Genomic DNA, 21,185 nt, shown 5'->3' with positions numbered 1-21,185 from the left:
GGTGTCACCCACGGCGGGCGGCGGCGACCGCGATGCGGGCGGCGAGGTCGGCGTTACGCAGGATGATCCGGACGTTGACCGCCAGGCTCGCGCCCTGGGTGGCCGAGTGGAAGTGAGCCAGCAGGTACGGCGTCACGGCCTTGCCGCTGATCCCGTCGCGCTCCAGCCGGGCCAGCCCCTCGGCGAGGGTACGGTCGTGCAGTTGCGGATCCAGCTGTTCCTCGGTGGGCAGCGGGTTGGCGACCACCAGGCCGCCGTGCTGGACGCCGTGCTGTTCGCGCGCGGCCAGGATCTCGGCGATCAACTCCGGGGAGTCGACGGACCAGTCCAGGTCGAAGCCGCCGTCGGTGATGAAGAAGCCCGGGAAACGGCGGGTGCGGTAGCCGACGACGGTCACCCCCAGGGTCTCCAGGCGTTCCAGCGTCGCGCCGACGTCGAGGATCGACTTGACCCCGGCGCAGACCACCGCGATCGGGGTGGCGGCCAGGGCCACCAGGTCGGCCGACTCGTCGAAGGTCTGCGCCGCCTCCCGGTGCACCCCGCCGAGCCCACCGGTGGCGAACACCCTGATCCCCGCCGCTGCGGCCAGGGCACTCGTCGCGGCCACCGTGGTGGCACCGTCCGCGCCGGTCGCCGCGGCCACGGCCAGATCACGTACGGAGAGCTTGGTCACGCCGTCGGCGGTGGCCAACCGGGTCAGCTCGGCGTCATCGAGGCCCACCACCACCTCACCGGAGACCATGCCGATGGTGGCCGGCACCGCGCCGGCGTCCCGCACCGCCTGCTCGATCTGACGGGCCACCGTCAGATTGTCCGGCCGGGGCAGGCCGTGCGAGACGATGGTGCTTTCCAGGGCGACCACCGGACGGCGTTCGCGCAGCGCCTCGGCCACCTCGGTGCCGTAGCGAAGATGAAAGTTGGTCACGGTTGCCCACCGTACTGCCCAGCGACGCAGGTCACCCTCAGGTGGACCGAGGCCACGCGGACCTGCAAGACTTGACGGTCGGAGGTGCAGACGTGAGCGCACAGGTCCTTGAGCGTCCGGAACTGAAGGACGCCGACACCGGTCCGGAGATGTTCCACTACGTCCGGAAGGAAAAGATCGCCGAAAGTGCCGTCATGGGCACCTTCGTCGTGGCGTTGTGCGGAGAGACCTTTCCGGTGACGAAGACTCCCAAACCGGGATCGCCGGTCTGCCCGAAGTGCAAGGAGATTTACGACTCGTACTCCGAGTGAGCCTGCTCGGGCGGCGTAACCTGCGGCGGTGACCACCTCCACCGCCCTGCTCCTGGCCGACCTGGCCGGAGTCGCGGTCTTCGCCGCCTCGGGTGCCTCCGCGGCGGTGGCCAAGCGGCTCGACCTGTTCGGTGTCGTCTTCGTCGGGTTCGTCGCCGCCCTCGGTGGCGGGATCGTCCGGGACCTGGTGATCGGCGAGGTTCCGCCCCTGGCCTTCGCCGACTGGCGGTACGCGACCACCGCCGCGGTCACCGCCGGGGCGATCTTCTGGCTGCACCCCCAGTTCGCCCGGCTCCGCACCACCGTGCTGGTGCTGGACGCGGCCGGGCTGGGGCTGTTCACCGTCGCCGGCACCCTCAAGGCCCTGGACGCCCAGGTGCCCCCGGTGGGTGCCGGTCTGATCGGCATGATCACCGCCATCGGTGGTGGGCTTTGCCGCGACCTGCTGACCGCCGAGATCCCGGTCGTGCTGCGACGGGAGATCTACGCCGTGGCCGCCCTGGCCGGGGCGATCCTGGTGGTGCTCCTGGACACTCTCGGCCACACCGGGCCGGCCCCGCTCACCGCGGCGGTGGTCCTGGTCTTCGGCGTACGCCTGGTGGCCCTGCGACGACGCTGGTCGGCGCCGGTGGCGACCCTGCGACCACCGCGCACCGGCACCCCCGGACCGACCCCGGACTAGCGCGACCCGCCACCGGGGGACCACCCGGTGTGGCGTCGAGTGGGGCGCGGGGCCGGTGCTGGTTATGCTGAATCGGCCTTCGCGGCCCTGGCGCGCGGAGGCGTTTTCATGGGGCGACCGACCTGCCCCTCGGCCCGGTCCGTCGGCCTGCGGTCGGGCCATCGTGCGCATCGGAGAGGAGCCAACGCGTGGCAGCCCGGACGCCGGCGCTCGAGACCTTCCCGCCCCTGCGGGCCTGGCAGCGTAAGGCACTGGTGGAGTACCTGCGCCGGCGCAGCGAGGATTTCACCGCGGTCGCCACCCCCGGCGCCGGTAAGACCACCTTCGCCCTGCGGATCGCGGCCGAACTGCTGGCCGACGGCACCGTCGAGGCCGTCACGGTGGTCGCTCCGACCGAGCACCTGAAGACCCAGTGGGCGCAGGCCGCGGCCCGGGTCGGCATCCAACTGGACGCCGCCTTCCGCAACGCCGACCTGCACTCCTCGGCCGACTTCCACGGCGCGGTGGTCACCTACGCGCAGGTCGGCATGGCCCCCCAGGTGCACCGGCGCCGCACCATGACCCGGCGGACCGTGGTCATCCTGGACGAGATCCACCACGCCGGCGACTCCCGTACATGGGGCGACGGGGTGAAGAACGCCTTCGAGCCCGCGGTACGCCGACTGATGCTGACCGGTACCCCGTTCCGCTCGGACGACAATCCGATCCCCTTCGTCAGCTACGAGCGCGGCGAGGACGGTCTGCTGCGCTCCCGGGCCGACTCGGTCTACGGCTACTCCGACGCCCTGCGCGACGGCGTGGTTCGGCCGGTGCTGTTCCTGGCCTACTCGGGGGAGACCCGGTGGCGTACCAACGCCGGTGAGGAGTTGGCGGCCCGGCTGGGCGAGCCGATGACGCAGGATCTCATCGCCCAGGCCTGGCGTACCGCCCTGGACCCGGCCGGTGACTGGATGCCCCAGGTGCTGCGGGCCGCCGACGCCCGGCTGAGCGTGCTCCGGGAGGCCGGCATGCCGGACGCCGGTGGGCTGGTCATCGCCACCGACCAGCAGGCCGCCCGGTCGTACGCCAAGCTCATCGAGCAGGTGACCGGGGAGAAGGCCGCCGTGGTGCTCTCCGACGACGTGGGTGCCTCGGCCCGGATCGCGACCTTTGCGGCCTCTGAGCAACGCTGGCTGGTCGCGGTGCGGATGGTTTCCGAGGGGGTGGACATCCCCCGGCTGGCCGTCGGGGTGTACGCCACGAGTGCCAGCACCCCCCTGTACTTCGCTCAGGCCATCGGCCGGTTCGTCCGGGCCCGTCGGCCGGGGGAGACCGCCTCGGTCTTCCTGCCCAGCGTGCCGCACCTGCTCGGGCTGGCCAGCGAGATGGAGACCGAGCGGGACCACGTACTCGGCAAGCCCAAGGACCGGGAGGGCTTCGACGACGACCTGCTGGAGCGGGCCCAACGGGACGAGCAGGCCAGCGGCGAGTTGGAGAAGCGCTTCGCCGCCCTGTCCGCCACCGCCGAACTGGACCAGGTGATCTTCGACGGTGCCTCCTTCGGCACGGCCGCCCAGGCGGGCACTCCGGAGGAGGAGGAGTACCTGGGGCTGCCGGGCCTGCTGACCGCGGACCAGGTCGCCGCCCTGCTGTCCAAGCGGCAGGCCGAGCAGCTGGCCGCCCGGCGCCGCCGCGCCGCCGAGCGGCAGTCCGAGGTCTCAGCTCCGGTGGCGGCCCCACCGGCCCCGATGAGCGCCGCCCAGCGCCGGGTGGCCCTGCGCCGGCAACTCAACGCCCTGGTGGCCGCCCGTCACCACCGTACCGGCCAACCGCACGGCAAGATCCACGCCGAGCTGCGCCGGCTCTGCGGCGGCCCTCCCAGCGCCCAGGCCACCATCGAACAACTGGAAGAACGCATAGCCACCGTCCAAACCCTCTAACCTCCCGCCCGCTCACCCCGGCCAAGCCCACCACCCAGCCCATGTTGATCAAGAGGTTTGCGTCACGAAACCGCGTTCTCGTGACGCAAACCTCTTGATCAACAACGCCGGGGTACGGGGCGCGGTGGGGATGGGGATGACGAAAGCGGCCGGAGGCATCCACTGGATGCCTCCGGCCGCTTTATGTCGGGTTGTGAATCCTCAGTTGGCCATCAGGTCGGCGCCGCGCCAGGAGAACTCCGGGTCCGTCGCGTACCGTACGGTGATCTTCACAAGATCCTCGGCGTACTTGTTGGCGTGGTGTCCACAGAACACCAGCTCACTACCGCCCGCGAGGGTGATCCGGAGCTTGCCGGCGGCATTGCAGCGGTCGCACCGTTCATCGGCGGCCGGGGGGCTCACCGTCTCGGGCGGCGGCGTGAGGGTCGGGGTCATCGCCTTCCTCCTCTGGTCGTCACCGATGAACACTCTCTTCGGTCTTGGTCACCTATCGTGCAACACCCATCCCGGGTCTCGCCTTCCCTGTGTGCCCCCGGGGGACCGAGGTCACACCTGGCACCGACAGTGTGCCGGGTACCCCGGGTGTCACGTCAACGATCACATTCGCGCAACCACCTGATCACCGCCCGGCCTTGACGCCAGGTGATCAAAACGACACGATCAGTTGACGATTACTGATCAGTCGAGGTAGTCGCGCAACACCTGGGAACGCGACGGGTGTCGCAACTTGGACATGGTCTTGGATTCGATCTGCCGGATGCGTTCGCGGGTCACACCGTAGACCTGGCCGATCTCGTCCAGGGTGCGCGGCTGCCCGTCGGTCAGGCCGAACCGCAGGCGTACCACACCCGCCTCACGCTCGGACAACGTCTGGAGGACCTGCTGGAGCTGATCTTGGAGCAGCGAGAAGGAGACCGCGTCGACCGCCACCACGGCCTCCGAGTCCTCGATGAAGTCACCGAGCTGGCTGTCGCCCTCGTCGCCGATGGTCTGGTCGAGCGAGATGGGCTCCCGGGCGTACTGCTGGATCTCCAGCACCTTCTCCGGTGTGATGTCCATCTCCTTGGCCAGCTCCTCCGGGGTGGGCTCGCGGCCCAGGTCCTGGAGCAGCTCGCGCTGGATCCGACCCAGCTTGTTGATCACCTCGACCATGTGGACCGGGATGCGGATGGTGCGGGCCTGGTCGGCCATGGCGCGGGTGATGGCTTGTCGGATCCACCAGGTGGCGTAGGTGGAGAACTTGTAGCCCTTGGTGTAGTCGAACTTCTCGACGGCGCGGATGAGGCCGAGGTTGCCTTCCTGGATGAGGTCGAGGAAGGCCATGCCGCGACCGGTGTACCGCTTCGCGAGGGAGACGACCAGGCGGAGGTTGGCCTCCAGCAGGTGGTTCTTGGCCCGCTCCCCGTCCCGGGAGATCCAGAGCAGGTCCCGCTGCATGTCGCGGGCGAGCTTCTCCTCGCCCTCGTCGGCCGCCCGCAGCCGCTCGGCGGCGTAGAGCCCGGCCTCGATCCGCTTGGCCAGCTCCACCTCCTGCTCGGCGTTGAGCAGCGGGACTTTGCCGATCTGCTTGAGGTACGCCCGGACCGAGTCGGCCGAGGCGGTCAGCTCGGCGTCCCGACGGGCCTGCTTGAGGGCCTCGGACTCCTCGTCGTCCCACTCGAAGTCGTTGTCGCTGGCGGAGTTCGCCGCGTCGGCCTCGGCCGCCTGAGCCAGCTCGGCCGGCTCCTCGACCACCACGTCCTCGATCTCGGCGGCGAGATCCTCGGGGTCGACGTCACCCTCGGCGCCCTCACCCTTGGCCTTACCGGCGGCCTTGGCGGGCTTCCCGGCGCTCGCGGCGGCCACGGTCGCCTTGGTGGCCCGGGTCGACTTCTTGGCCGGAGCGGCAGCCTTGGCGGCCACCTCGGCGGTGGTGCCGGTCTTACGGGAGGTCGCCTTCCGGGGGGCCGGGGCGGTGGCCTCCTCGGCGGCGGGCGCCTGCTTCGGGGCGGCCGGGGCGGCCGGTGCCGCCTTCTTGGTGGTCTTGGCAGTGGTGGCACGGGACGCCGGGGTCGCGGAGCGGGCGGCGGCAACCCGGCGACGGGTGCTGGCCGAGCCGTCGACCACCACGGTCACTCCAGCCTCGGAGAGCGCCCGCAGGATCTTCTTGGCCTGGGCCGGAGTCACCTCGGCGGACTCGACGGTGCGCGCGAGCTGGGCCGACGTGAGCTGGCCGCCGGCGCTCTGCGCGTGGGCGATCAGGGTGTCGGTGAGCGAGCGAACGTCGGCGCCGGTCTGGCGGGGTTCTGTCACGAATGACCTTCCGGAGGCGAAGAGCGAGCACGGCCGGATCGTCCGGCGCAGAGTGGTGCACCGTGCCGGGCGATGTGGTTGAGGAACCCCCGTGTCCCCGGCCGACCGGTCGTTCGGTCGTCCGTGGCGCGTGGGCAGGGGTGAATTGTAACGCCGTCTGCGGCGATCATCCTGCGCCGCACGGCTGAACGACGGCCGGGGCCGCCGATTCGGTGCGCTTGTGGAGTTTGTAAGGATGATACCCGCGTGCGACCCGGATACCCGGCCGTGCGGGAAGGGGACGGATGATGGATCGCCCGGCGGCGCAGGAACTGTTGGAAATCGCGGTCGAGGTGGCCCGGGAGGCCGCCGACACCGCCTCCCGGATGCGCTCCGAGGGGGTCTCCGTCGCCGCGACCAAGAGCACCGTCACCGACGTGGTGACCGCCGCCGACCGGGCCGTCGAGCGCCAGATCAGCGAGGCCCTGCGGCGGCTGCGGCCGGACGACGCCATGTTGGGCGAGGAGTACGGCGCGGCGGCCCCCGGCGACGCCACCGCCCAGGTGCGCTGGATCGTGGATCCCATCGACGGCACGATCAACTACCTGTACGGGCTGGGGCATTCCGCGGTGTCGATCGCCGCCGAGGTCGAGGGCCAGGTGGTGGCCGGTGTGGTGCGCAACATCCACACCGGCGAGGAGTGGACCGCCACCCTCGGCGGCGGGGCCTGGCGGGCCGGCCGGCGGCTGCGTTGCTCCGCCGAGACCGACCTGGGACAGACCCTGGTGATCACCGGATTCGGCTACGACCCGGCCCGTCGGGCCCATCAGGCCCGGGTGGTGGCCGAGTTGATTTCGCAGGTACGGGACATCCGCCGACTCGGTGCGGCCGCCATCGACCTCTGCCTGGTGGCCGAGGGGCGGGCCGACGCGTACTTCGAGAAGGGGCTGGCCGCCTGGGATCAGGCGGCCGGGGCGCTGGTCGCCACGGAGGCGGGTCTGCGGGTAGGTGGCCTGCGGGGGCGGGCCCCCGGCCCGGACATGGTCCTCGCCGCGCCGGCGGCGCTCTTCACCCCGCTGCACGACCGCCTGGTCGAACTGGACGCCGACGGGGGCCCCTGAGCCCGTACGACCCTCGCCGAACCGGCCCGGGGCCTCGGTGTCGCCCGGCCGGACGAGTCGGGATCTGGCCGTGCGGTCGATGATGTCGGTCCGTACGGCCAAGGGTGCTGTCCACGTCACGGGATTCGAGCGGCCCGGCGGCCGGAGTCAGTTGTCGACCGGCATCGGGCAGGAACCGGGCGGAGCGACCGGGGCACCCAGGTCACCGATGGACTGGTTGACCTCGGTGGTGGTGGCCAACTGCTGGAACTCGTTGCCGAGCACGACGTCGACGACATCGTCCGGGCGCTTGGCGTCGTACTCCAGCTCGGCGTTGCCGAGGAAGTAGGCTCGCAGCAGATGGGCGGATCCGACCCCCTTCGGGCCGTAACGCAGCACCGCGACCTCGTCGATCTGCTTCTTCTCGTTTGCTTCCTTTTCCACCTGGAAGTCGCGGTTGCGGAAGTCGTCGCCGACGCTGGAGGCCAACCCGGGGCGGTCGGTGCCGTTGAACACCCGGATCTTGACGTCCTTGTGGTCGCGCAGGGTCACGTCGGCGCGGGGCCAGTCCGCGGGGCAGCCCTCGGCGGCACCGGCGTTGCTCTGGGTGTCCCGGACCACCGCGACCACGACGAAGACCAGGGCGATCACCGCCAGCATGCCGACGATTACGAGTGCTCGCACTCGCGCGAAACTCATCAGGGTGCTCCCGGACAGTGATGGGTGGCGGCGGACGTCGACGGTCGGGCCGTCTGGTACGCCGCTGAGGTTAACCGCTGTCCGACCGTCGCGTGGAAACAGTCCGACATACCGGCGCGCCACCCGAGAACCGGGTAGTACTACCCCTATCTTCGTGTCGCCTGAGTCACATTGGGAACAACTTCCCGTGCAGGGGCGTACATCTCAGCCACAAGGGCGGTATACATGCCTCGCCCAAAGGGGGGGTAGGGTTCCGCGCTCGCCGGGAGATTCTTCCGGGCGGCCCGGCCCGAGCGGTCGTCGGGTCGGGTGGCCGACACTAGCGGTGGCCGGCCAGCGGAACCGAAACAGCGTCGTCCGGCGTTACAACCGGAAGCGACAACATCGAAATGGGAGAGTGAAACCGATGGCCACCGACTACGACGCTCCGCGCCGGGACGAGGTCGACCTCGGCGAGGACAGCCTGGAAGAGCTGAAGGCCCGGCGTGTCGACTCGCAGTCGGGCGCCGTGGACGTCGACGAGGCCGAAGTGGCTGAGAGCTTCGAGTTGCCCGGTGCTGACCTGGCCGACGAGGAGTTGACGGTCAAGGTGCTGCCGATGCAGCAGGACGAGTTCCGCTGTGCTCGCTGCTTCCTCGTGCACCACCGCAGCCAACTGGCGGTCGAGCGCAACGGCGAGCTGATCTGCCGCGAGTGCGTCTGACCGACGATCCGACACCATCACCGCACGGCGGCGGCTTCCCAGGGGAGCCGCCGCTGCCCGGCTCGGCGAGCGCCGCGCCGATCGACCTGCTTCACTCGTAAAGGGTGGCCGTCGCGCCGGCGGCCGTCGGTCGGGGAGGTCGGGCAGTGAGGGAACGAACCATCGGCGTACGGCGGTGGCGCGAGCGGGCGTCGACCGGAGCGTCGGCATGAGCGAGTGGAGCGCGGGCATCGACGGCGAGGGCGCCGACGAGCTCGGTACGACGGTCGCGGCGCTGACCGCCGACGAGATCGAGCCGGCCCGGCGACGTCAGTTGCTGGGGCGCCTGGTCCGGCAGGCCCGGGCCCGTGGGGTCGGCGGGCTGTTCAAGCCGAGGACGGCGCTGCGCTGGATGACCGAGGTGGTCGCCGAGATCGCCCCGCACGTGCCGATCCGTGACCTGGCCACCCTGCGCCGACACTTCCCCGACCTGGACGACGAGGCGCTGGCCGATCGGCTGGTACGCAATGCCGCCAGGGCGACCGCCGGTGTCGGTGCGGCCGGCGGGGGCGCCTCGGCGGTGCAGTGGACGGTCACCCCCAGCCTGCTCTCCGCGCCGGTCCTGCTCGCCGCGGAGACCGTGGCCGTGGTGGCCATCGAGCTGAAGCTGACCGGGGAGCTGCACGAGATCTACCGGGCCCCGCTGCCCGCCGGGGGTGCCCAGCGCACCGTCGCGCTGCTCCAGGCCTGGGCCAACCAACGCGGGGTCAACCCGATGGTGCCCGGGGTGGGCATCGGCGCAGTCCTCGGCACGGCCGCCCGACGGGAGCTGCGGGACACCCTGCTCAAGCGCTTCGGCCGGAACCTGACCACCCTGGGACCCTTCCTCACCGGCGCGGCCGTGGCGAGCTACCTGAACCGGCGGGCCACCCGCACCCTGGCCGACCAGCTCCGCACCGACCTGCGTCGGCAGCGGCGCAGCCTGCCGGACACCCCACCGGCCCCGCCTGCACTCCCCGGCACCCCGCCCGCCCTGCCCGGCCCCTGACGCCGTCACCCGGCCCTGGTCGCGGCCACCCGGTCCTTGGCCGCCGTCAGCTGGCTCCTGAACGCCGTTACCCGACCTCTGGCCACCGGAGCGCTCCGGCGGGATCGTGGCGGTGTAGCGGGGCGCTGGGGCGGTCAGCGGCTGGCGTCGCGGGCGGCCAGCAGGGCCTCGGCCAGGGCTACCGGATGGCGGGTGCTGACCACCCAGAAGGGGGTGGGGTCGTCCGGATCGTCCAGGACCACCTGCACCGCGCCGGAGATCCAGGGCCGCTGGACCACGAAGGCCAGCGGGTCGGCCCCCACCCCGAGCACCTCACGGCGCCCGTCGGCGTCCAACGCGATGACCTCGGCGACGAACCGGGCCGGTAGCCGGGCGTCGTCGACCCGGAACTCCCCGTCGGTCACCGCGATCCTGATCCTGCCCAGCCAGGTCAGTGCGGCGACGGCGGCGGGCAGCAGCACCACGAAGGGCAGCCAGGCCCGTACCCCGGTCGCGCCCATCCACAGCTCCACCGCCAGCAGGCCGGTGGCGGCCAGCCCGGCCAGCCACAACCACCAGGGCAGGCTGAGCCGTTCGGCGTACGCCCGGGTAGCCGCATCGGTGGGGGAGGGTGACACGCTCACTCATACCAGGGTACGGCGCGTGGCCGCCGGGGTACCGGGCAGGATGGCAGGGTCACCTCCGTGCAGAAGACGAAAGAGGCAACCGTGACCGACGTGGTGCCCGTGCTGGTCCGCCGGCTCGACCCCGAGCTGCCGCTGCCGGCGTACGCCCATCCCGGCGACGCCGGTGCCGACCTGGTGGCGGCCGCGGACGTCGAGTTGCCGCCCGGCGGTCGGGCCCTGGTACCCACCGGCGTGGCGATCGCGCTGCCGGAGGGGTACGTGGGCCTGGTTCATCCCCGTTCGGGGCTGGCGGCCAGACTCGGCGTGACCGTGCTCAACGCGCCCGGTACGGTCGACGCCGGCTACCGGGGTGAGATCCTGGTCAACCTGATCAACCATGATCGGGCTGTGCCAGTGAAGATCTCCCGGGGCGACCGGATCGCGCAACTCGTTGTGCAACGGGTGGAACGGGCGGCCTTCCAACCGGTGGCCGAGCTGCCCGAGTCCGGACGCGGAGGCGGCGGGCACGGGTCCACCGGCGGACACGTCGCTCTGGTGCCGCCACCGGCGGCCGACGGCGCGGACGGAGGAGAGGGCACGGTGAGTGTGAACAGCGGAAGGTGGACACAGTGATCTTCTCGCGGAAGCGGGCCACGGGGCGGCACGCCAGTGACGAGCGGACCGTCGAGGCGCCGGAGACCGTCGAGGCGGCCCCGGCGCGCGGGCCGTACGACGTCACCGAGGCCCCTGCCGGGGTGCAGCGGCTGGACCTGGGCAGCCTCCAGATCCCGGCGGTGCCCGACGTCGAGGTGCGGGTGCAGGCCGACCCGCAGGGGGTGATCCAGCAGGTCGTCCTGGTGCACGGGCAGAGCGCCCTGCAACTCGGGGTCTTCGCCGCCCCCCGCAGCGAGGGCATCTGGGATGAGGTGCGCGAGGAGATCCGGCAGTCGCTGTTCAACGACGGCGCCGCCGCCCAGGAGGTGACCGGCGAGTACGGCACCGAGCTGCGGGCCCGGGTGCGCACCGAGGAGGGCCTGACCGATCTGCGGTTCGTCGGGGTCGACGGGCCCCGCTGGATGGTCCGCGCGGTCTACCAGGGCGAGGCGGCGACCAACCCGGACGCGGCCGGAGCCCTGGCCCGGTGCATGGAGGGGCTGGTGGTCGACCGCGGCATCGAGGCCAAGCCGGTACGCGAACCGCTGCCGCTGCGGCTGCCGCGCGAGGCGGGCGAGGCGGCTGAGCAGGCCGCGGCGGCCTCGGAAGGCGCACCGGCGCCCGGCGCGAACTGAGCCGGGTCCGTCCGGCGGGCGCGCAATCGTCAGCACCGGGAGGGCCTCACGTCGGCGTACGCTGGCGTGGGGCCCTCCCGTTCTGCTGGGAGCGGCCCGGTGTCGGCGTGGGCCGGCCGGTTCGGGAAGGGTGACGCGGAGTTCATGACGACCGAGGAGGGGCAGGGTTCGCTGCGGCGGATGCTGCGCCGGCTCACCGCCAGTGAGGCCGAGATCGAGGCCCAGTTGTTGCGGCAGGAGAGTGCCCGCTGCGGCGGGGTGCCGGTGACCCAGTGCGTACGCGGTCAGCTGGTCTCCGTCGCCGGGCGGCTGCGTACGGTCGTCTACACCCCTCGGACCAACCAGCCGGCGCTGGAGGCGGACCTCTACGACGGCAGCGATGTCGTCACCCTGGTCTGGCTGGGCCGACGGCACATCACCGGGATCGAGCCGGGACGACACCTGACCGCGCGGGGACGGGTCGCGCTGCGTGACGACCGTAAGGTGATCTACAACCCGTACTACGAGTTGGAGCCATCGACGTGACGTCCGTGACCCGGAGGATGAGAGACTGTCCGGAAACCCCGGCACGACAGCCACGATTCTGCCGGAAAGGCGGGCGATGACCACCGGACAGCAACCGGCCACCCAACCGACCAGTGGAGCCGACGACGAGGAGCGGCTGCCCACCGTCGCCGAGCAGATGGCCGACCAGCTCGGCGGCTGGCGAGGGCTGGTCGAGTCCAGCATCCCGGTCGTGGTCTTCGTGGTGGTCAACGTCGTCGGTTCGCTGCGACCCGCGGTGATCGCCTCGGTCGGTGTGGCGGTGCTCATCGGTGGGCTGCGGCTGGCGCAGCGCAAGCCCGTACGGCACGCCGTCAACGGGCTGTTCGGCATCGGCATCGGCGCCGCGATCGCCTGGCGGACCGGTGAGGCCCGGGACTTCTACCTGCCCGGCATCCTCTACGGCATCGGCTACGGGCTGGCTCTGCTGGTCTCGGCCGCGATCCGTCAGCCCCTGGTCGGTTGGCTCTGGTCGGTGCTGGTGGCCAAGGGCAGCTCCGCCTGGCGGGAGGACCCGAAGCTGGTCCGGACCTTCACCGGGCTGACCGTGCTCTGGGGAGTGGTGTGGCTGGCCAAGGTGGGGGTGCAGGCCGCGCTCTACCTGGCCGAGCAGGACACTGCTCTAGGGGTGGCCCGCCTGGCGTTGGGCTACCCGCCGTACGTGATGCTGCTGTTGATCACGGTCTGGACGGTACGCCGGGTCACCCGGCAGGCCGAGCCGGTGCCGCTGGCCGGTAGCTGACCGACACGGGGGCACCCTCACCCCTCACCGCGACTCCCGGGTGCGTTCGACGCTGTCCGGACCGAGGATCACCGCGCGTACCGCGTCCTCCATCTCGGCCGTGCAGACGAAGATCAGCTCGTCGCCGACCTCGATCGGATCGTCCGGGCTGGGCACCAGCACCCGCTTGCCGCGCAGGATCGCCACCAGGGCGGCGTCGCGGGGCAGCGGCACCGCACGCAACGGCTGACCGACATGCGGCGCGGTCGGCGGCAGGGTGATCTCGACCAGGTTGGCCTCACCCTGGCGGAAGGTCATCAGCCGTACCAGGTCGCCCACCGTGACGGCCTCCTCGACCAGGGCGGCCATCACCCGGGGCTTGCTGACCGCGACGTCCACCCCCCACTGCTCGGTGAACAACCACTCGTTCTCGGCCCGGTTGATCCGGGCGACCACCCGGGGGACCGCGAACTCGGTCTTGGCCAGCAGGGAGACCACCAGATTGGCCTTGTCGTCGCCGGTCGCCGCGACCACCACGTCGCAGCCGGCCAGGTCGGCCTCCTCCAGGCTGGTCAGCTCGCAGGCGTCCGCCAGCACCCACTGGGCCTGCGGTACCCGTTCGGGCCGCAGCATCCGGGGCTGCCGCTCGATCAGCATCACCTGGTGGCCGTTCTCGATCAACTCCTGGGCGATGGAGCGGCCCACGTTGCCGGCACCCGCGATGGCGACTCGCATGATCACTGCCCTCCGTCCGGGGCCGCCGCGATCTCGGTGACCGTGGCCACCATGTCGTCGGTGACCAGCATGAAGATCTGATCACCCTCCTGCACCACGCTGGAGGCGGTGGGCAGGGTGCCGATGCCGAACCGCAGCAGGTAGGCAACCCGGGCCCCGGTGGCCTGTTCCAGGCGCTGCACCCGGTGCCCGATCCAGTCCTTGTGCACCGGCACCTCGATGATCGACACCGTGCTGGTCGGGTCGCGGAAGATCTCCACGTTGCCCTCCGGCAGCAGGTGTCGCAGCATCCGGTCGGCGGTCCAGCGCACGGTCGCCACCGTGGGGATGCCGAGGCGCTCGTAGACCTGCGCCCGCCGCTGGTCGTAGATGCGGGCCGCCACCCGGGACACACCGAAGGTCTCCCGGGCCAACCGCGCCGAGATGATGTTGGAGTTGTCCCCGCTGGAGACGGCGGCGAAGGCGTCCGCCCGCTCGATGCCGGCCTGGCGCAGCACCTCACCGTCGAATCCCGCCCCGGTGACCGTGGTGCCGGCGAAGTCGGGCCCCAGTCGGCGGAAGGCGTCGGCGTCCTGGTCGATCACCGCCACCGAGTGCCCGCGGGACTGGAGGCTCTGCGCCAGGGTCGAGCCGACCCGGCCACACCCCATGATCACGATATGCACGCCGCCCTCCCAAGGTGCGCCCGTCACCGCGAGCCTGCCACGTCGTGACGTCAGGCGGAGACCGACGCTACTCCGCCGGCCTTCGACCCCCGCAGTGCCCTCACCGGCGGTGCAGGACGACGAGGTTGCCGAGGGCGGTCGTACGCTTGGCGACCGTGGCCCGAACCCTGCTGAAGCGGCTGCTCGTCGGTCGACCATTCCGGTCCGACCGGCTCAAGCACACCCTTCTGCCGAAGCGCATAGCGCTGCCCGTCTTCGCCTCGGACGCGCTGTCCAGCGTCGCGTACGCCCCGGACGAGATCCTGCTGATGCTCTCCATCGCGGGAGCCTCGGCCTTCGTCTTCTCGCCCTGGGTGGCCCTCGGGGTGGTCGTGGTGATGCTGACCGTGGTGGCCAGCTACCGGCAGAACGTGCACGCCTACCCCTCCGGCGGTGGCGACTACGAGGTGGCCACGGTCAACCTGGGCCCCCGGGCCGGGGTGGGGGTGGCCAGCGCCCTGCTGGTCGACTACGTGCTGACGGTCGCCGTGTCGGTCTCCTCCGGGGTGGCCAACCTCGGCTCGGTGATCCCCTTCGTCGCCACCCACAAGGTGCTCATCGCGGTCAGCGCGGTGGTCCTGCTGACCGCGGTCAACCTGCGGGGGCTCAAGGAGGCGGGCAGCGCCTTCGCCATCCCCACCTACGGATTCATGATCGTGATCGTCGGCATGATCCTGACCGGGCTGGTCCGCATCGTGGTGCTCGGTGAGGACCTGCGGGCCCCCAGCGCCGACCTGGTCATCGCCGCCGAGTGGCACGACACCACCGGCTGGGCCATGGCCTTCCTGCTGCTGCGCAGCTTCTCCTCCGGCTGTGCCGCCCTGACCGGGGTGGAGGCCATCTCCAACGGGGTGCCGGCCTTCAAGGCGCCCAAGAGCCGCAACGCCGCCACCACCCTGCTGATGCTGGGTCTGGTAGCGGTGACCATGCTGGTCGGCATCGTGTGGCTGGCCCGGCTGACCGGGTTGCAGTTCGTCGAGGACCCCGGCCACCAGATCGTCTCCGGCCCCGAGGGATACGTGCAGAAGACCGTCACCGCCCAGCTCGGCGAGACGATCTTCGGCTCCGGTTCGGTGCTGATGTTCCTGGTCGTCGGGGTGACCGCCACGATCCTGTTCGTGGCCGCCAACACGGCCTTCACCGGCTTCCCGGTCCTCGGGTCGATCCTGGCCCAGGACCGCTACCTGCCCCGGCAACTGCACACCCGAGGCGATCGGCTGGCCTTCTCCAACGGCATCCTCTTCCTGGCCGCCTTCGCGATCGTGCTGATCGTCGGGTTCCAGGCCGAGGTGACCAAGCTGATCCAGCTCTACATCGTCGGGGTGTTCGTCTCGTTCACCCTCTCCCAGGCCGGCATGATCCGGCACTGGAACCGGCATCTGCGTACCGAGCGGGATCCGCAGCTGCGCCGCCGGATGATCAGGTCCCGGGCGATCAACACCTTCGGCATGGTGATGACCGGTGCGGTGCTGGTCATCGTGCTGATCACGAAGTTCCTGCTGGGCGCCTGGATCGCCATCGTCGCGATGGGCGTGATCTACCTGCTGATGCTGGCCATCCGTCGGCACTACGACCGGGTGGCCGTCGAGTTGGCACCGGACGACGGGCGACCGGTGCTGCCGGCCCGCAACCACGCGATCGTGCTGGTCAGCAAGCTGCACCAGCCCACCCTGCGGGCCGTGGCGTACGCCCAGGCAACCCGGCCGGACACCCTGACCGCGGTGACCGTCAATGTGGACGACGTCGACACCCGGCAGTTGCAGACCGAGTGGGAACGCCGGGACGTACCGATCCCGCTGACGGTGATCGACTCCCCGTACCGGGAGATCACCCGCCCGATCCTGCACTACGTGGCCGGGGTCCGCCGGGCCTCGCCGCGCGACGTGGTCACGGTCTTCATCCCGGAGTACGTCGTCGGGCGCTGGTGGGAGAACCTGTTGCACAACCAGAGCGCGTTGCGGCTCAAGGGCCGGCTGCTGTTCGAGCCGGGGGTGATGGTCACCAGCGTGCCGTGGCAGCTCGCCTCGACCGCCGGCAAGGATCTCGACCGGATGGACGCCACCCTGGGTAGGGGGCCGGTCCGGGGTCCCCGGGCGGTGCCCCGCAGCACCCTGCCACCGACCATCCCGCCGGTGGATCCCGCGTCCTCCGGGCCGGGCCAGCAGTCGTCGAACGGAGAGACACGGTGAACGAGATGACCCTCCCGGGGCAGCGGTCCGACACGGCCGACGGTCGTAGCGGGCTGACCGAGGCCGAGCAGGTCGAGTTGACCGTGGCGGCGGTGGCTCCCGGCGGGCACTGCGTGGCCCGGGTCGAGGGTCAGGTGGTCTTCGTCCGGCACGCCCTGCCCGGCGAGCGGGTGGTGGCCGAGGTCACCGAGGTGCACCGGGGCTTCGTCCGGGCCGACGCGGTACGGGTGCTGGAGCCCTCCCCGGACCGGGTCGAGCCACCCTGCCCGTACGCCCGGCCGGGACGCTGTGGGGGCTGCGACCTGCAACATGTCGCGGTGCCCGCCCAGCTGCGCTGGAAGACCGAGGTGGTACGGGAGCAGCTGATCCGCCTCGGTGGTCTCGACGAGGCCGGGTGCGACGCCCTGGCGGTCCGGGTCGAGGCCCTGCCCGGCGGCCCGCTCGGCTGGCGATCCCGGGTCCGGTACGCGGTCGACGCGGCGGGTCGGGCGGGTCTGCTGAAGCACCGCTCGCACGAGGTGGTGCCGATCGACCGGTGCCTGATCGCCCACCCGGCCATCCAGGACCGGCCGGTGCTCACCTCCAGCGGCACCAGGTGGCCCGACGACGATGCGGTGGAGGTGGTCGCCTCCACCGGCGGCGACGTGACCGTGACGGCCTCCACAGCGGGGCGTACCCGGCGGATCAGCGGCCCGGAGCGGGTCCGGGAACAGGCCGCGGGCCGGGACTGGATTCTGCCCGCCTCGTCCTTCTGGCAGGTCCATCCCGCCGCCGCGGACACCCTGGTCGCCGCGGTGCTGGAGTTGACCGGGCCGGGGCCGGGGGAGCGGGTCTGGGACCTCTACGGCGGGGCCGGGCTGTTCGCCGCGGCCCTGGCAGCCCGGGTCGGCGAGACCGGCCGGGTGACCCTGGTGGAGGCGGCCGGCGACGGGGTCGGCGCGGCCCGGGAGAACCTGCGGGACCTGGCTCAGGTGGAGGTGGTGGCGGCCCGGGTGGAGACCGCCCTGGCCCGGCGCCGGATCACCGCACCGGTGGACGTGGTGGTGCTCGACCCGCCGCGCGCCGGCGCGGGGGCGCGGGTGGTGCGCGAGCTGGTCGCCGCCGGGCCCCGGGCGGTGGCGTACGTGGCCTGCGACCCGGCCGCCTTCGCCCGGGACCTGCGGGTCTTCACCGAGCTGGGCTGGGAGCTGTCCGCCTTGCGGGGGTACGACCTGTTTCCGATGACCCAGCATGTGGAGTTGGTCGGACTGCTGTCCCCGAAGTGAGAACCCCTGTTCGGGTGGGTGGCGCGGGTCTCCTCCCCGGGGCCCCGCTGCGGTGACCGCGCTGCGAGGCGGGCGAAGGCCGATAGACTCTGCGGTCATGAGTGCTGAAGAGGACACGGCCAACCAGGGCCGGCTGCTGGCCAGGGTGCACGGTCCGCAGGACGTGAGGCGGATGTCGGGCACCGAGCTGGACAACCTCGCCGCCGAGATCCGTGACTTCCTGGTCGCCAAGGTGTCGCGTACCGGCGGGCACATCGGCCCCAACCTGGGTGTGGTGGAACTCACCCTGGCCCTGCACCGGGTCTTCGACTCTCCCCGTGACCGGCTGCTGTTCGACACCGGCCACCAGGCGTACGTTCACAAGATCATCACCGGTCGGCAGGACGGCTTCGACCAGCTTCGCCAGCGCGGCGGGCTCTCCGGCTACCCCAGCCAGGCCGAGAGCGAGCACGACATCATCGAGAACTCGCACGCCTCCACCGCCCTGTCGTACGCCGACGGGCTGGCCAAGGCGTACGCCCTGCGCGGCGAGGCCCGCAGCGTGGTGGCCGTGGTCGGCGACGGGGCCCTGACCGGCGGCATGTGCTGGGAGGCCCTGAACAACATCGCCTCCGCCGGCAACCCCCTGGTGATCGTCGTCAACGACAACGGCCGCTCGTACGCCCCGACCATCGGCGGGCTCGCCGACCACCTGTCGACCCTGCGGCTCAACCCCGGCTACGAGAAGGTCCTCGACACGGTCAAGGACGCCCTCGGCTCGACCCCGCTGGTCGGCAAGCCGATGTACGAGGTGCTGCACGCGGTCAAGCGGGGCATCAAGGACGCGGTCGCCCCGCAGGCGATGTTCGAGGACCTCGGCATCAAGTACGTAGGCCCGGTCGACGGACACGACGTTCCTGCGGTCGAGACCGCGCTGCGCGCGGCGAAGAACTTCGGCGGCCCGGTGATCGTGCACGCGGTGACCCGCAAGGGCTACGGCTACCGCCCCGCCGAGGAGGACGAGGCGGACTGCTTCCACGGCCCCGGTGCCTTCGACATCGCCACCGGCAAGGCCACCGCCGCACCGTCGGTGAAGTGGACGAACGTCTTCGCCGACGAGCTGGTCAAGATCGCCGACGAGCGGCCCGACGTGGTCGGCATCACGGCCGCGATGGCCGAGCCGACCGGGATCGCGAAGCTGGCCCGCAAGTACCCGCAGCGGGTGTACGACGTGGGCATCGCCGAGCAGCACGCGGCCACCTCGGCGGCCGGGCTGGCCCTCGGTGGGCTGCACCCGGTGGTGGCGGTCTACGCGACCTTCCTCAACCGGGCCTTCGACCAGGTCCTGCTGGACGTGGCGATGCACAAGCTGCCGGTCACCTTCGTGCTGGACCGGGCCGGCATCACCGGCCCGGACGGGCCCAGCCACTACGGCATCTGGGACATGTCGGTCTTCGGCGTGGTGCCCGGCCTGCGGATGGCCGCCCCCCGCGACGCCGCCACCCTGCGCGAGGAGCTGCGCGAGGCGGTCGCCGTCGACGACGGCCCCACCGTGCTGCGCTACCCGACCGGCGCGGTCGCGGCCGACCTGCCCGCCGTGCGGCGCATCGGCACGGTGGACGTGCTGACCGAGTCGGACCGGGCGGACGTACTGCTGGTGGCGGTCGGTTCCTTCGGTCAGATGGGCATGGAGGTCGCCGCCCGGCTGGCCGAGCAGGGCTACGGGGTCACCGTGGTCGACCCCCGCTGGGTCCGTCCGATCCCGGCCGAACTGGTCGAGCTGGCCGCCCGGCACCGCCTGGTGGTCACCGTCGAGGACGGTGTCCGGGTCGGTGGTGTCGGTGACGGCCTGGCCCAGGCCATGCGCGACGCCGACGTCCAGGTGCCGCTGCGCGACCTGGGGGTGCCGGCCGCCTGGCACCCGCACGGCTCCCGTGCCCAGATCCTCGCCGACCTGGGCCTGACCGCCCAGGATGTCGCCCGCGACGTCACCGGCTGGATCTCCCGCCTGGACACCCAGACCGTGGAGCCGTTGCCGGTAGCCGACAACACCCCCACCCACAACTGATCCACCCGCCGATCGACCCAGCCACTCAGCCAGGTCGACTCGTCGCTCAGGTGAACCGGCCCTGCGGATCTCCCCGGGGCCGGTTCCACCCGTAGCTCTCCACCCGGTCAGCGACCTGGGGCTGGCGGGTTGGTCAGCGGCGGGTGGAGCCGGCGGTGCGGTAGTGGGTCTTGTCCTCAGCGGCGAGGCTGAAGGTCTGACGGCGCTCGGGCAGTGGCGCCACGACCAGACCGGGACGGTCGACCAGGCGGACCGTGCCGGGGGGCACGGACAGGTTGGTGTCCTTGGTGGATCGCCAGCTGAGCACGACCAACGGGTGCCCGGGCACCGGCAGTTCGTAGACCTGCAGGGCATTGGTCCAGTCGGCGGGGGAGAACACCACCGGAGCGTCGTCGGCCGGTCGGTAGACCACCGCGCTCATCGTGCCGTCGGCGGTCTCCCAGGTCAGTTGCTCCAACTCGGCCGGTTGGCCTCCGTCGAGGGCCACCTCGCCGAGGGTACGGACGGCCAGCTTCGTCTTGGGCCAGGAGGCCGGTACGGAGTCGGGGGAGTTCCGGTCCCCTACCCGCCGGGTCATGCTGCCGAAGGGACCCTCCGACCCGGCCAGTTGGCAGGTGTCCAGGTCGGCCAGCGCCCGTCGTCCGGAGCCGCTCTCGTCGCGGACCAGCGGGTACCGGGGTGCCGTGATGCCGGTGCCGAGATCGAGCAGCCGGTCGGCAGAACGACCCCGAGGCAGGGAGGTGGTGGACCGTAGGGTGGCCGACACCGCCACCGCGCGGCATGCCGGCACCTCCACCGGGTCGGTGAGGCCCTCGGTGACCGGCAGCACCTTGCCCTGGGGGCCGACCAGCCGGCGGACCCGTTCGGAGGTGAAGTAGCGCCGCCGGTCGGCGGCCTGCACCGGCAGTACGTCGGAGTAGACGAGGTAGCCGGGATCGGTGTACTCGGTGGCGTGGCTGACCTGGTACCCCTCGCCGTCACCGGTCAGTTGCAGGAGCCAGGAGGCGGCCTGACCGGGCACCGAGGCGGCGACCAGGGCCAGCGGAGCGCCGTCGACCTGACCGGAGTAGAGGATGCCGGAGGACGGCACATGCACCCGATCATCGACGGGGGAACGCCAGTCGCGTACCGCCCGGGTCACCGCGGCGGTCGCCGCAGGGTCCTCGATCAGCGAGCCGCGCGGGGGCCAGACGGTCAGCGAACCGTCCTGGCTGTCGTAGCCGACCCGCAGGTCCTGCGGTCGGCGCTCGGCCACGGGACCACAGGCGGCGACGGTGACCAACAGTGCCGACAGGCCGGTGGCCGTCAAGCCGCGCCAGCGGACTGGACCCACCTGTTACGCCCCCGATCGCGTCGGTCGTCGTGTCGGAGGGCAATAGTACGAGATGTCACCCCGACGCTTTCCCCCGCCTCACGCTGCGTCGTGGCGCTGTTCAACGACCACAAGGGA

Annotated in this window: 21 protein-coding genes; 13 read left to right on the top strand and 8 right to left on the bottom strand. The window is 71.6% G+C overall.

Annotation, left to right across the window (positions count from 1 at the left end; translation table 11 throughout):
* Window positions 1-4: 4 nt before the first annotated feature.
* Window positions 5-925 carry a pseudouridine-5'-phosphate glycosidase gene (locus ABZ795_RS17700; RefSeq protein WP_327022099.1) on the bottom strand — a complete coding sequence of 307 codons (921 nt, stop codon included), beginning with the start codon at window positions 923-925 and terminating at the stop codon, window positions 5-7.
* 92 nt (window positions 926-1,017) lie between these two features.
* Here ABZ795_RS17700 and ABZ795_RS17695 point away from each other — a divergent pair, with 92 nt between their 5' ends.
* From ABZ795_RS17695 to ABZ795_RS17685, 3 genes are all read left to right on the top strand, one after another.
* The gene (locus ABZ795_RS17695; protein ID WP_327022098.1) at window positions 1,018-1,236 is read left to right on the top strand and encodes a DUF3039 domain-containing protein; all 219 of its coding nucleotides are present in this window, start codon (window positions 1,018-1,020) and stop codon (window positions 1,234-1,236) included.
* Between the two features lie 28 nt (window positions 1,237-1,264).
* Window positions 1,265-1,918, top strand: a complete 654-nt coding sequence (locus ABZ795_RS17690) for a trimeric intracellular cation channel family protein (RefSeq protein WP_357531122.1) — start codon at window positions 1,265-1,267, stop codon at window positions 1,916-1,918.
* Between the two features lie 188 nt (window positions 1,919-2,106).
* Complete coding sequence (locus tag ABZ795_RS17685; RefSeq protein WP_357531121.1) at window positions 2,107-3,837, top strand: DEAD/DEAH box helicase; 1,731 nt, start codon at window positions 2,107-2,109, stop codon at window positions 3,835-3,837.
* 201 nt (window positions 3,838-4,038) lie between these two features.
* On the opposite strand, the gene ABZ795_RS17680 is transcribed toward ABZ795_RS17685, so the two are convergent.
* Both ABZ795_RS17680 and ABZ795_RS17675 read right to left on the bottom strand, forming a co-directional pair.
* A complete protein-coding gene (locus tag ABZ795_RS17680; protein ID WP_073835435.1) occupies window positions 4,039-4,272 on the bottom strand; it encodes a hypothetical protein in 234 nt (77 codons plus the stop codon).
* 243 nt (window positions 4,273-4,515) lie between these two features.
* Window positions 4,516-6,129, bottom strand: coding sequence for an RNA polymerase sigma factor (locus ABZ795_RS17675; RefSeq protein ID WP_357531120.1), 1,614 nt, complete (start codon window positions 6,127-6,129; stop codon window positions 4,516-4,518).
* A gap of 284 nt (window positions 6,130-6,413) precedes the next feature.
* On the opposite strand from ABZ795_RS17675, the gene ABZ795_RS17670 reads away from it, so the two are divergent.
* Window positions 6,414-7,229 (top strand): inositol monophosphatase family protein, encoded by an 816-nt coding sequence (locus ABZ795_RS17670; protein ID WP_327022093.1) that lies wholly within the window; start codon window positions 6,414-6,416, stop codon window positions 7,227-7,229.
* A gap of 147 nt (window positions 7,230-7,376) precedes the next feature.
* Here ABZ795_RS17670 and ABZ795_RS17665 read toward each other — a convergent pair whose 3' ends face one another.
* Window positions 7,377-7,892: a LytR C-terminal domain-containing protein gene (locus ABZ795_RS17665; RefSeq protein WP_357531119.1), complete on the bottom strand. Its 516-nt coding sequence runs from the start codon at window positions 7,890-7,892 to the stop codon at window positions 7,377-7,379.
* A gap of 421 nt (window positions 7,893-8,313) precedes the next feature.
* On the opposite strand from ABZ795_RS17665, the gene ABZ795_RS17660 reads away from it, so the two are divergent.
* Together ABZ795_RS17660 and ABZ795_RS17655 are read left to right on the top strand one after the other, a co-directional pair.
* On the top strand, window positions 8,314-8,610 hold the full coding sequence (locus tag ABZ795_RS17660; protein ID WP_007075406.1) for a DUF4193 domain-containing protein: 297 nt from the start codon (window positions 8,314-8,316) through the stop codon (window positions 8,608-8,610).
* A 208-nt stretch (window positions 8,611-8,818) separates the two neighbouring features.
* Entirely contained in the window at window positions 8,819-9,637 is an 819-nt protein-coding gene (locus ABZ795_RS17655) for a hypothetical protein (RefSeq protein ID WP_357531118.1), read from the top strand.
* Between the two features lie 134 nt (window positions 9,638-9,771).
* Here ABZ795_RS17655 and ABZ795_RS17650 read toward each other — a convergent pair whose 3' ends face one another.
* Window positions 9,772-10,260, bottom strand: coding sequence for a DUF3093 domain-containing protein (locus ABZ795_RS17650; RefSeq protein ID WP_357531117.1), 489 nt, complete (start codon window positions 10,258-10,260; stop codon window positions 9,772-9,774).
* A gap of 84 nt (window positions 10,261-10,344) precedes the next feature.
* On the opposite strand from ABZ795_RS17650, the gene dut reads away from it, so the two are divergent.
* The 4 genes from dut to ABZ795_RS17630 all read left to right on the top strand — a co-directional run bounded on the left by dut (window position 10,345) and on the right by ABZ795_RS17630 (window position 12,816).
* Window positions 10,345-10,875, top strand: coding sequence for a dUTP diphosphatase (dut, locus tag ABZ795_RS17645; RefSeq protein ID WP_327022089.1), 531 nt, complete (start codon window positions 10,345-10,347; stop codon window positions 10,873-10,875).
* Window positions 10,872-11,531 carry a DUF3710 domain-containing protein gene (locus ABZ795_RS17640; protein ID WP_357531116.1) on the top strand — a complete coding sequence of 220 codons (660 nt, stop codon included), beginning with the start codon at window positions 10,872-10,874 and terminating at the stop codon, window positions 11,529-11,531. The genes dut and ABZ795_RS17640 overlap by 4 nt, the downstream gene beginning before the upstream one ends.
* 144 nt (window positions 11,532-11,675) lie before the next feature.
* Complete coding sequence (locus ABZ795_RS17635) at window positions 11,676-12,056, top strand: OB-fold nucleic acid binding domain-containing protein (RefSeq protein WP_327022087.1); 381 nt, start codon at window positions 11,676-11,678, stop codon at window positions 12,054-12,056.
* 76 nt (window positions 12,057-12,132) lie between these two features.
* Window positions 12,133-12,816 carry a DUF3159 domain-containing protein gene (locus tag ABZ795_RS17630; RefSeq protein ID WP_357531115.1) on the top strand — a complete coding sequence of 228 codons (684 nt, stop codon included), beginning with the start codon at window positions 12,133-12,135 and terminating at the stop codon, window positions 12,814-12,816.
* A 24-nt stretch (window positions 12,817-12,840) separates the two neighbouring features.
* Here ABZ795_RS17630 and ABZ795_RS17625 read toward each other — a convergent pair whose 3' ends face one another.
* On the bottom strand, window positions 12,841-13,530 hold the full coding sequence (locus ABZ795_RS17625; protein WP_357531114.1) for a TrkA family potassium uptake protein: 690 nt from the start codon (window positions 13,528-13,530) through the stop codon (window positions 12,841-12,843).
* A 2-nt stretch (window positions 13,531-13,532) separates the two neighbouring features.
* Window positions 13,533-14,195, bottom strand: coding sequence for a TrkA family potassium uptake protein (locus tag ABZ795_RS17620; protein WP_327022084.1), 663 nt, complete (start codon window positions 14,193-14,195; stop codon window positions 13,533-13,535).
* A gap of 155 nt (window positions 14,196-14,350) precedes the next feature.
* Between ABZ795_RS17620 and ABZ795_RS17615 the strand changes: the two genes are divergently transcribed.
* The 3 genes from ABZ795_RS17615 (at window position 14,351) to dxs (ending at window position 19,735) form a co-directional block, all read left to right on the top strand.
* Window positions 14,351-16,423, top strand: coding sequence for an APC family permease (locus ABZ795_RS17615; RefSeq protein WP_357531113.1), 2,073 nt, complete (start codon window positions 14,351-14,353; stop codon window positions 16,421-16,423).
* A 5-nt stretch (window positions 16,424-16,428) separates the two neighbouring features.
* A complete protein-coding gene (locus ABZ795_RS17610) occupies window positions 16,429-17,688 on the top strand; it encodes a TRAM domain-containing protein (protein ID WP_357531145.1) in 1,260 nt (419 codons plus the stop codon).
* Between the two features lie 97 nt (window positions 17,689-17,785).
* Window positions 17,786-19,735: a 1-deoxy-D-xylulose-5-phosphate synthase gene (dxs, locus tag ABZ795_RS17605; RefSeq protein WP_357531112.1), complete on the top strand. Its 1,950-nt coding sequence runs from the start codon at window positions 17,786-17,788 to the stop codon at window positions 19,733-19,735.
* A 133-nt stretch (window positions 19,736-19,868) separates the two neighbouring features.
* Here dxs and ABZ795_RS17600 read toward each other — a convergent pair whose 3' ends face one another.
* Window positions 19,869-21,044 carry a hypothetical protein gene (locus tag ABZ795_RS17600; RefSeq protein WP_327022081.1) on the bottom strand — a complete coding sequence of 392 codons (1,176 nt, stop codon included), beginning with the start codon at window positions 21,042-21,044 and terminating at the stop codon, window positions 19,869-19,871.
* Window positions 21,045-21,185: the final 141 nt, after the last annotated feature.

It is taken from the genome of Micromonospora sp. NPDC047134, assembly GCF_040643455.1.
Taxonomy (GTDB): Bacteria; Actinomycetota; Actinomycetes; order Mycobacteriales; family Micromonosporaceae; genus Micromonospora.
This window is presented reverse-complemented; position numbering and strand designations above follow the sequence as displayed.

Coding starts and splice junctions, on each gene's coding strand:
- ABZ795_RS17635 (WP_327022087.1), top strand. CDS start 11,676: ATGACGACCGAGGAGGGGCAGGGTTCGCTGCGGCGGATGCTGCGCCGG.
- ABZ795_RS17670 (WP_327022093.1), top strand. CDS start 6,414: ATGATGGATCGCCCGGCGGCGCAGGAACTGTTGGAAATCGCGGTCGAG.
- ABZ795_RS17625 (WP_357531114.1), bottom strand. CDS start 13,530: ATGCGAGTCGCCATCGCGGGTGCCGGCAACGTGGGCCGCTCCATCGCC.
- dxs (WP_357531112.1), top strand. CDS start 17,786: ATGAGTGCTGAAGAGGACACGGCCAACCAGGGCCGGCTGCTGGCCAGG.
- ABZ795_RS17660 (WP_007075406.1), top strand. CDS start 8,314: ATGGCCACCGACTACGACGCTCCGCGCCGGGACGAGGTCGACCTCGGC.
- ABZ795_RS17630 (WP_357531115.1), top strand. CDS start 12,133: ATGACCACCGGACAGCAACCGGCCACCCAACCGACCAGTGGAGCCGAC.
- ABZ795_RS17610 (WP_357531145.1), top strand. CDS start 16,429: ATGACCCTCCCGGGGCAGCGGTCCGACACGGCCGACGGTCGTAGCGGG.
- ABZ795_RS17655 (WP_357531118.1), top strand. CDS start 8,819: ATGAGCGAGTGGAGCGCGGGCATCGACGGCGAGGGCGCCGACGAGCTC.
- ABZ795_RS17680 (WP_073835435.1), bottom strand. CDS start 4,272: ATGACCCCGACCCTCACGCCGCCGCCCGAGACGGTGAGCCCCCCGGCC.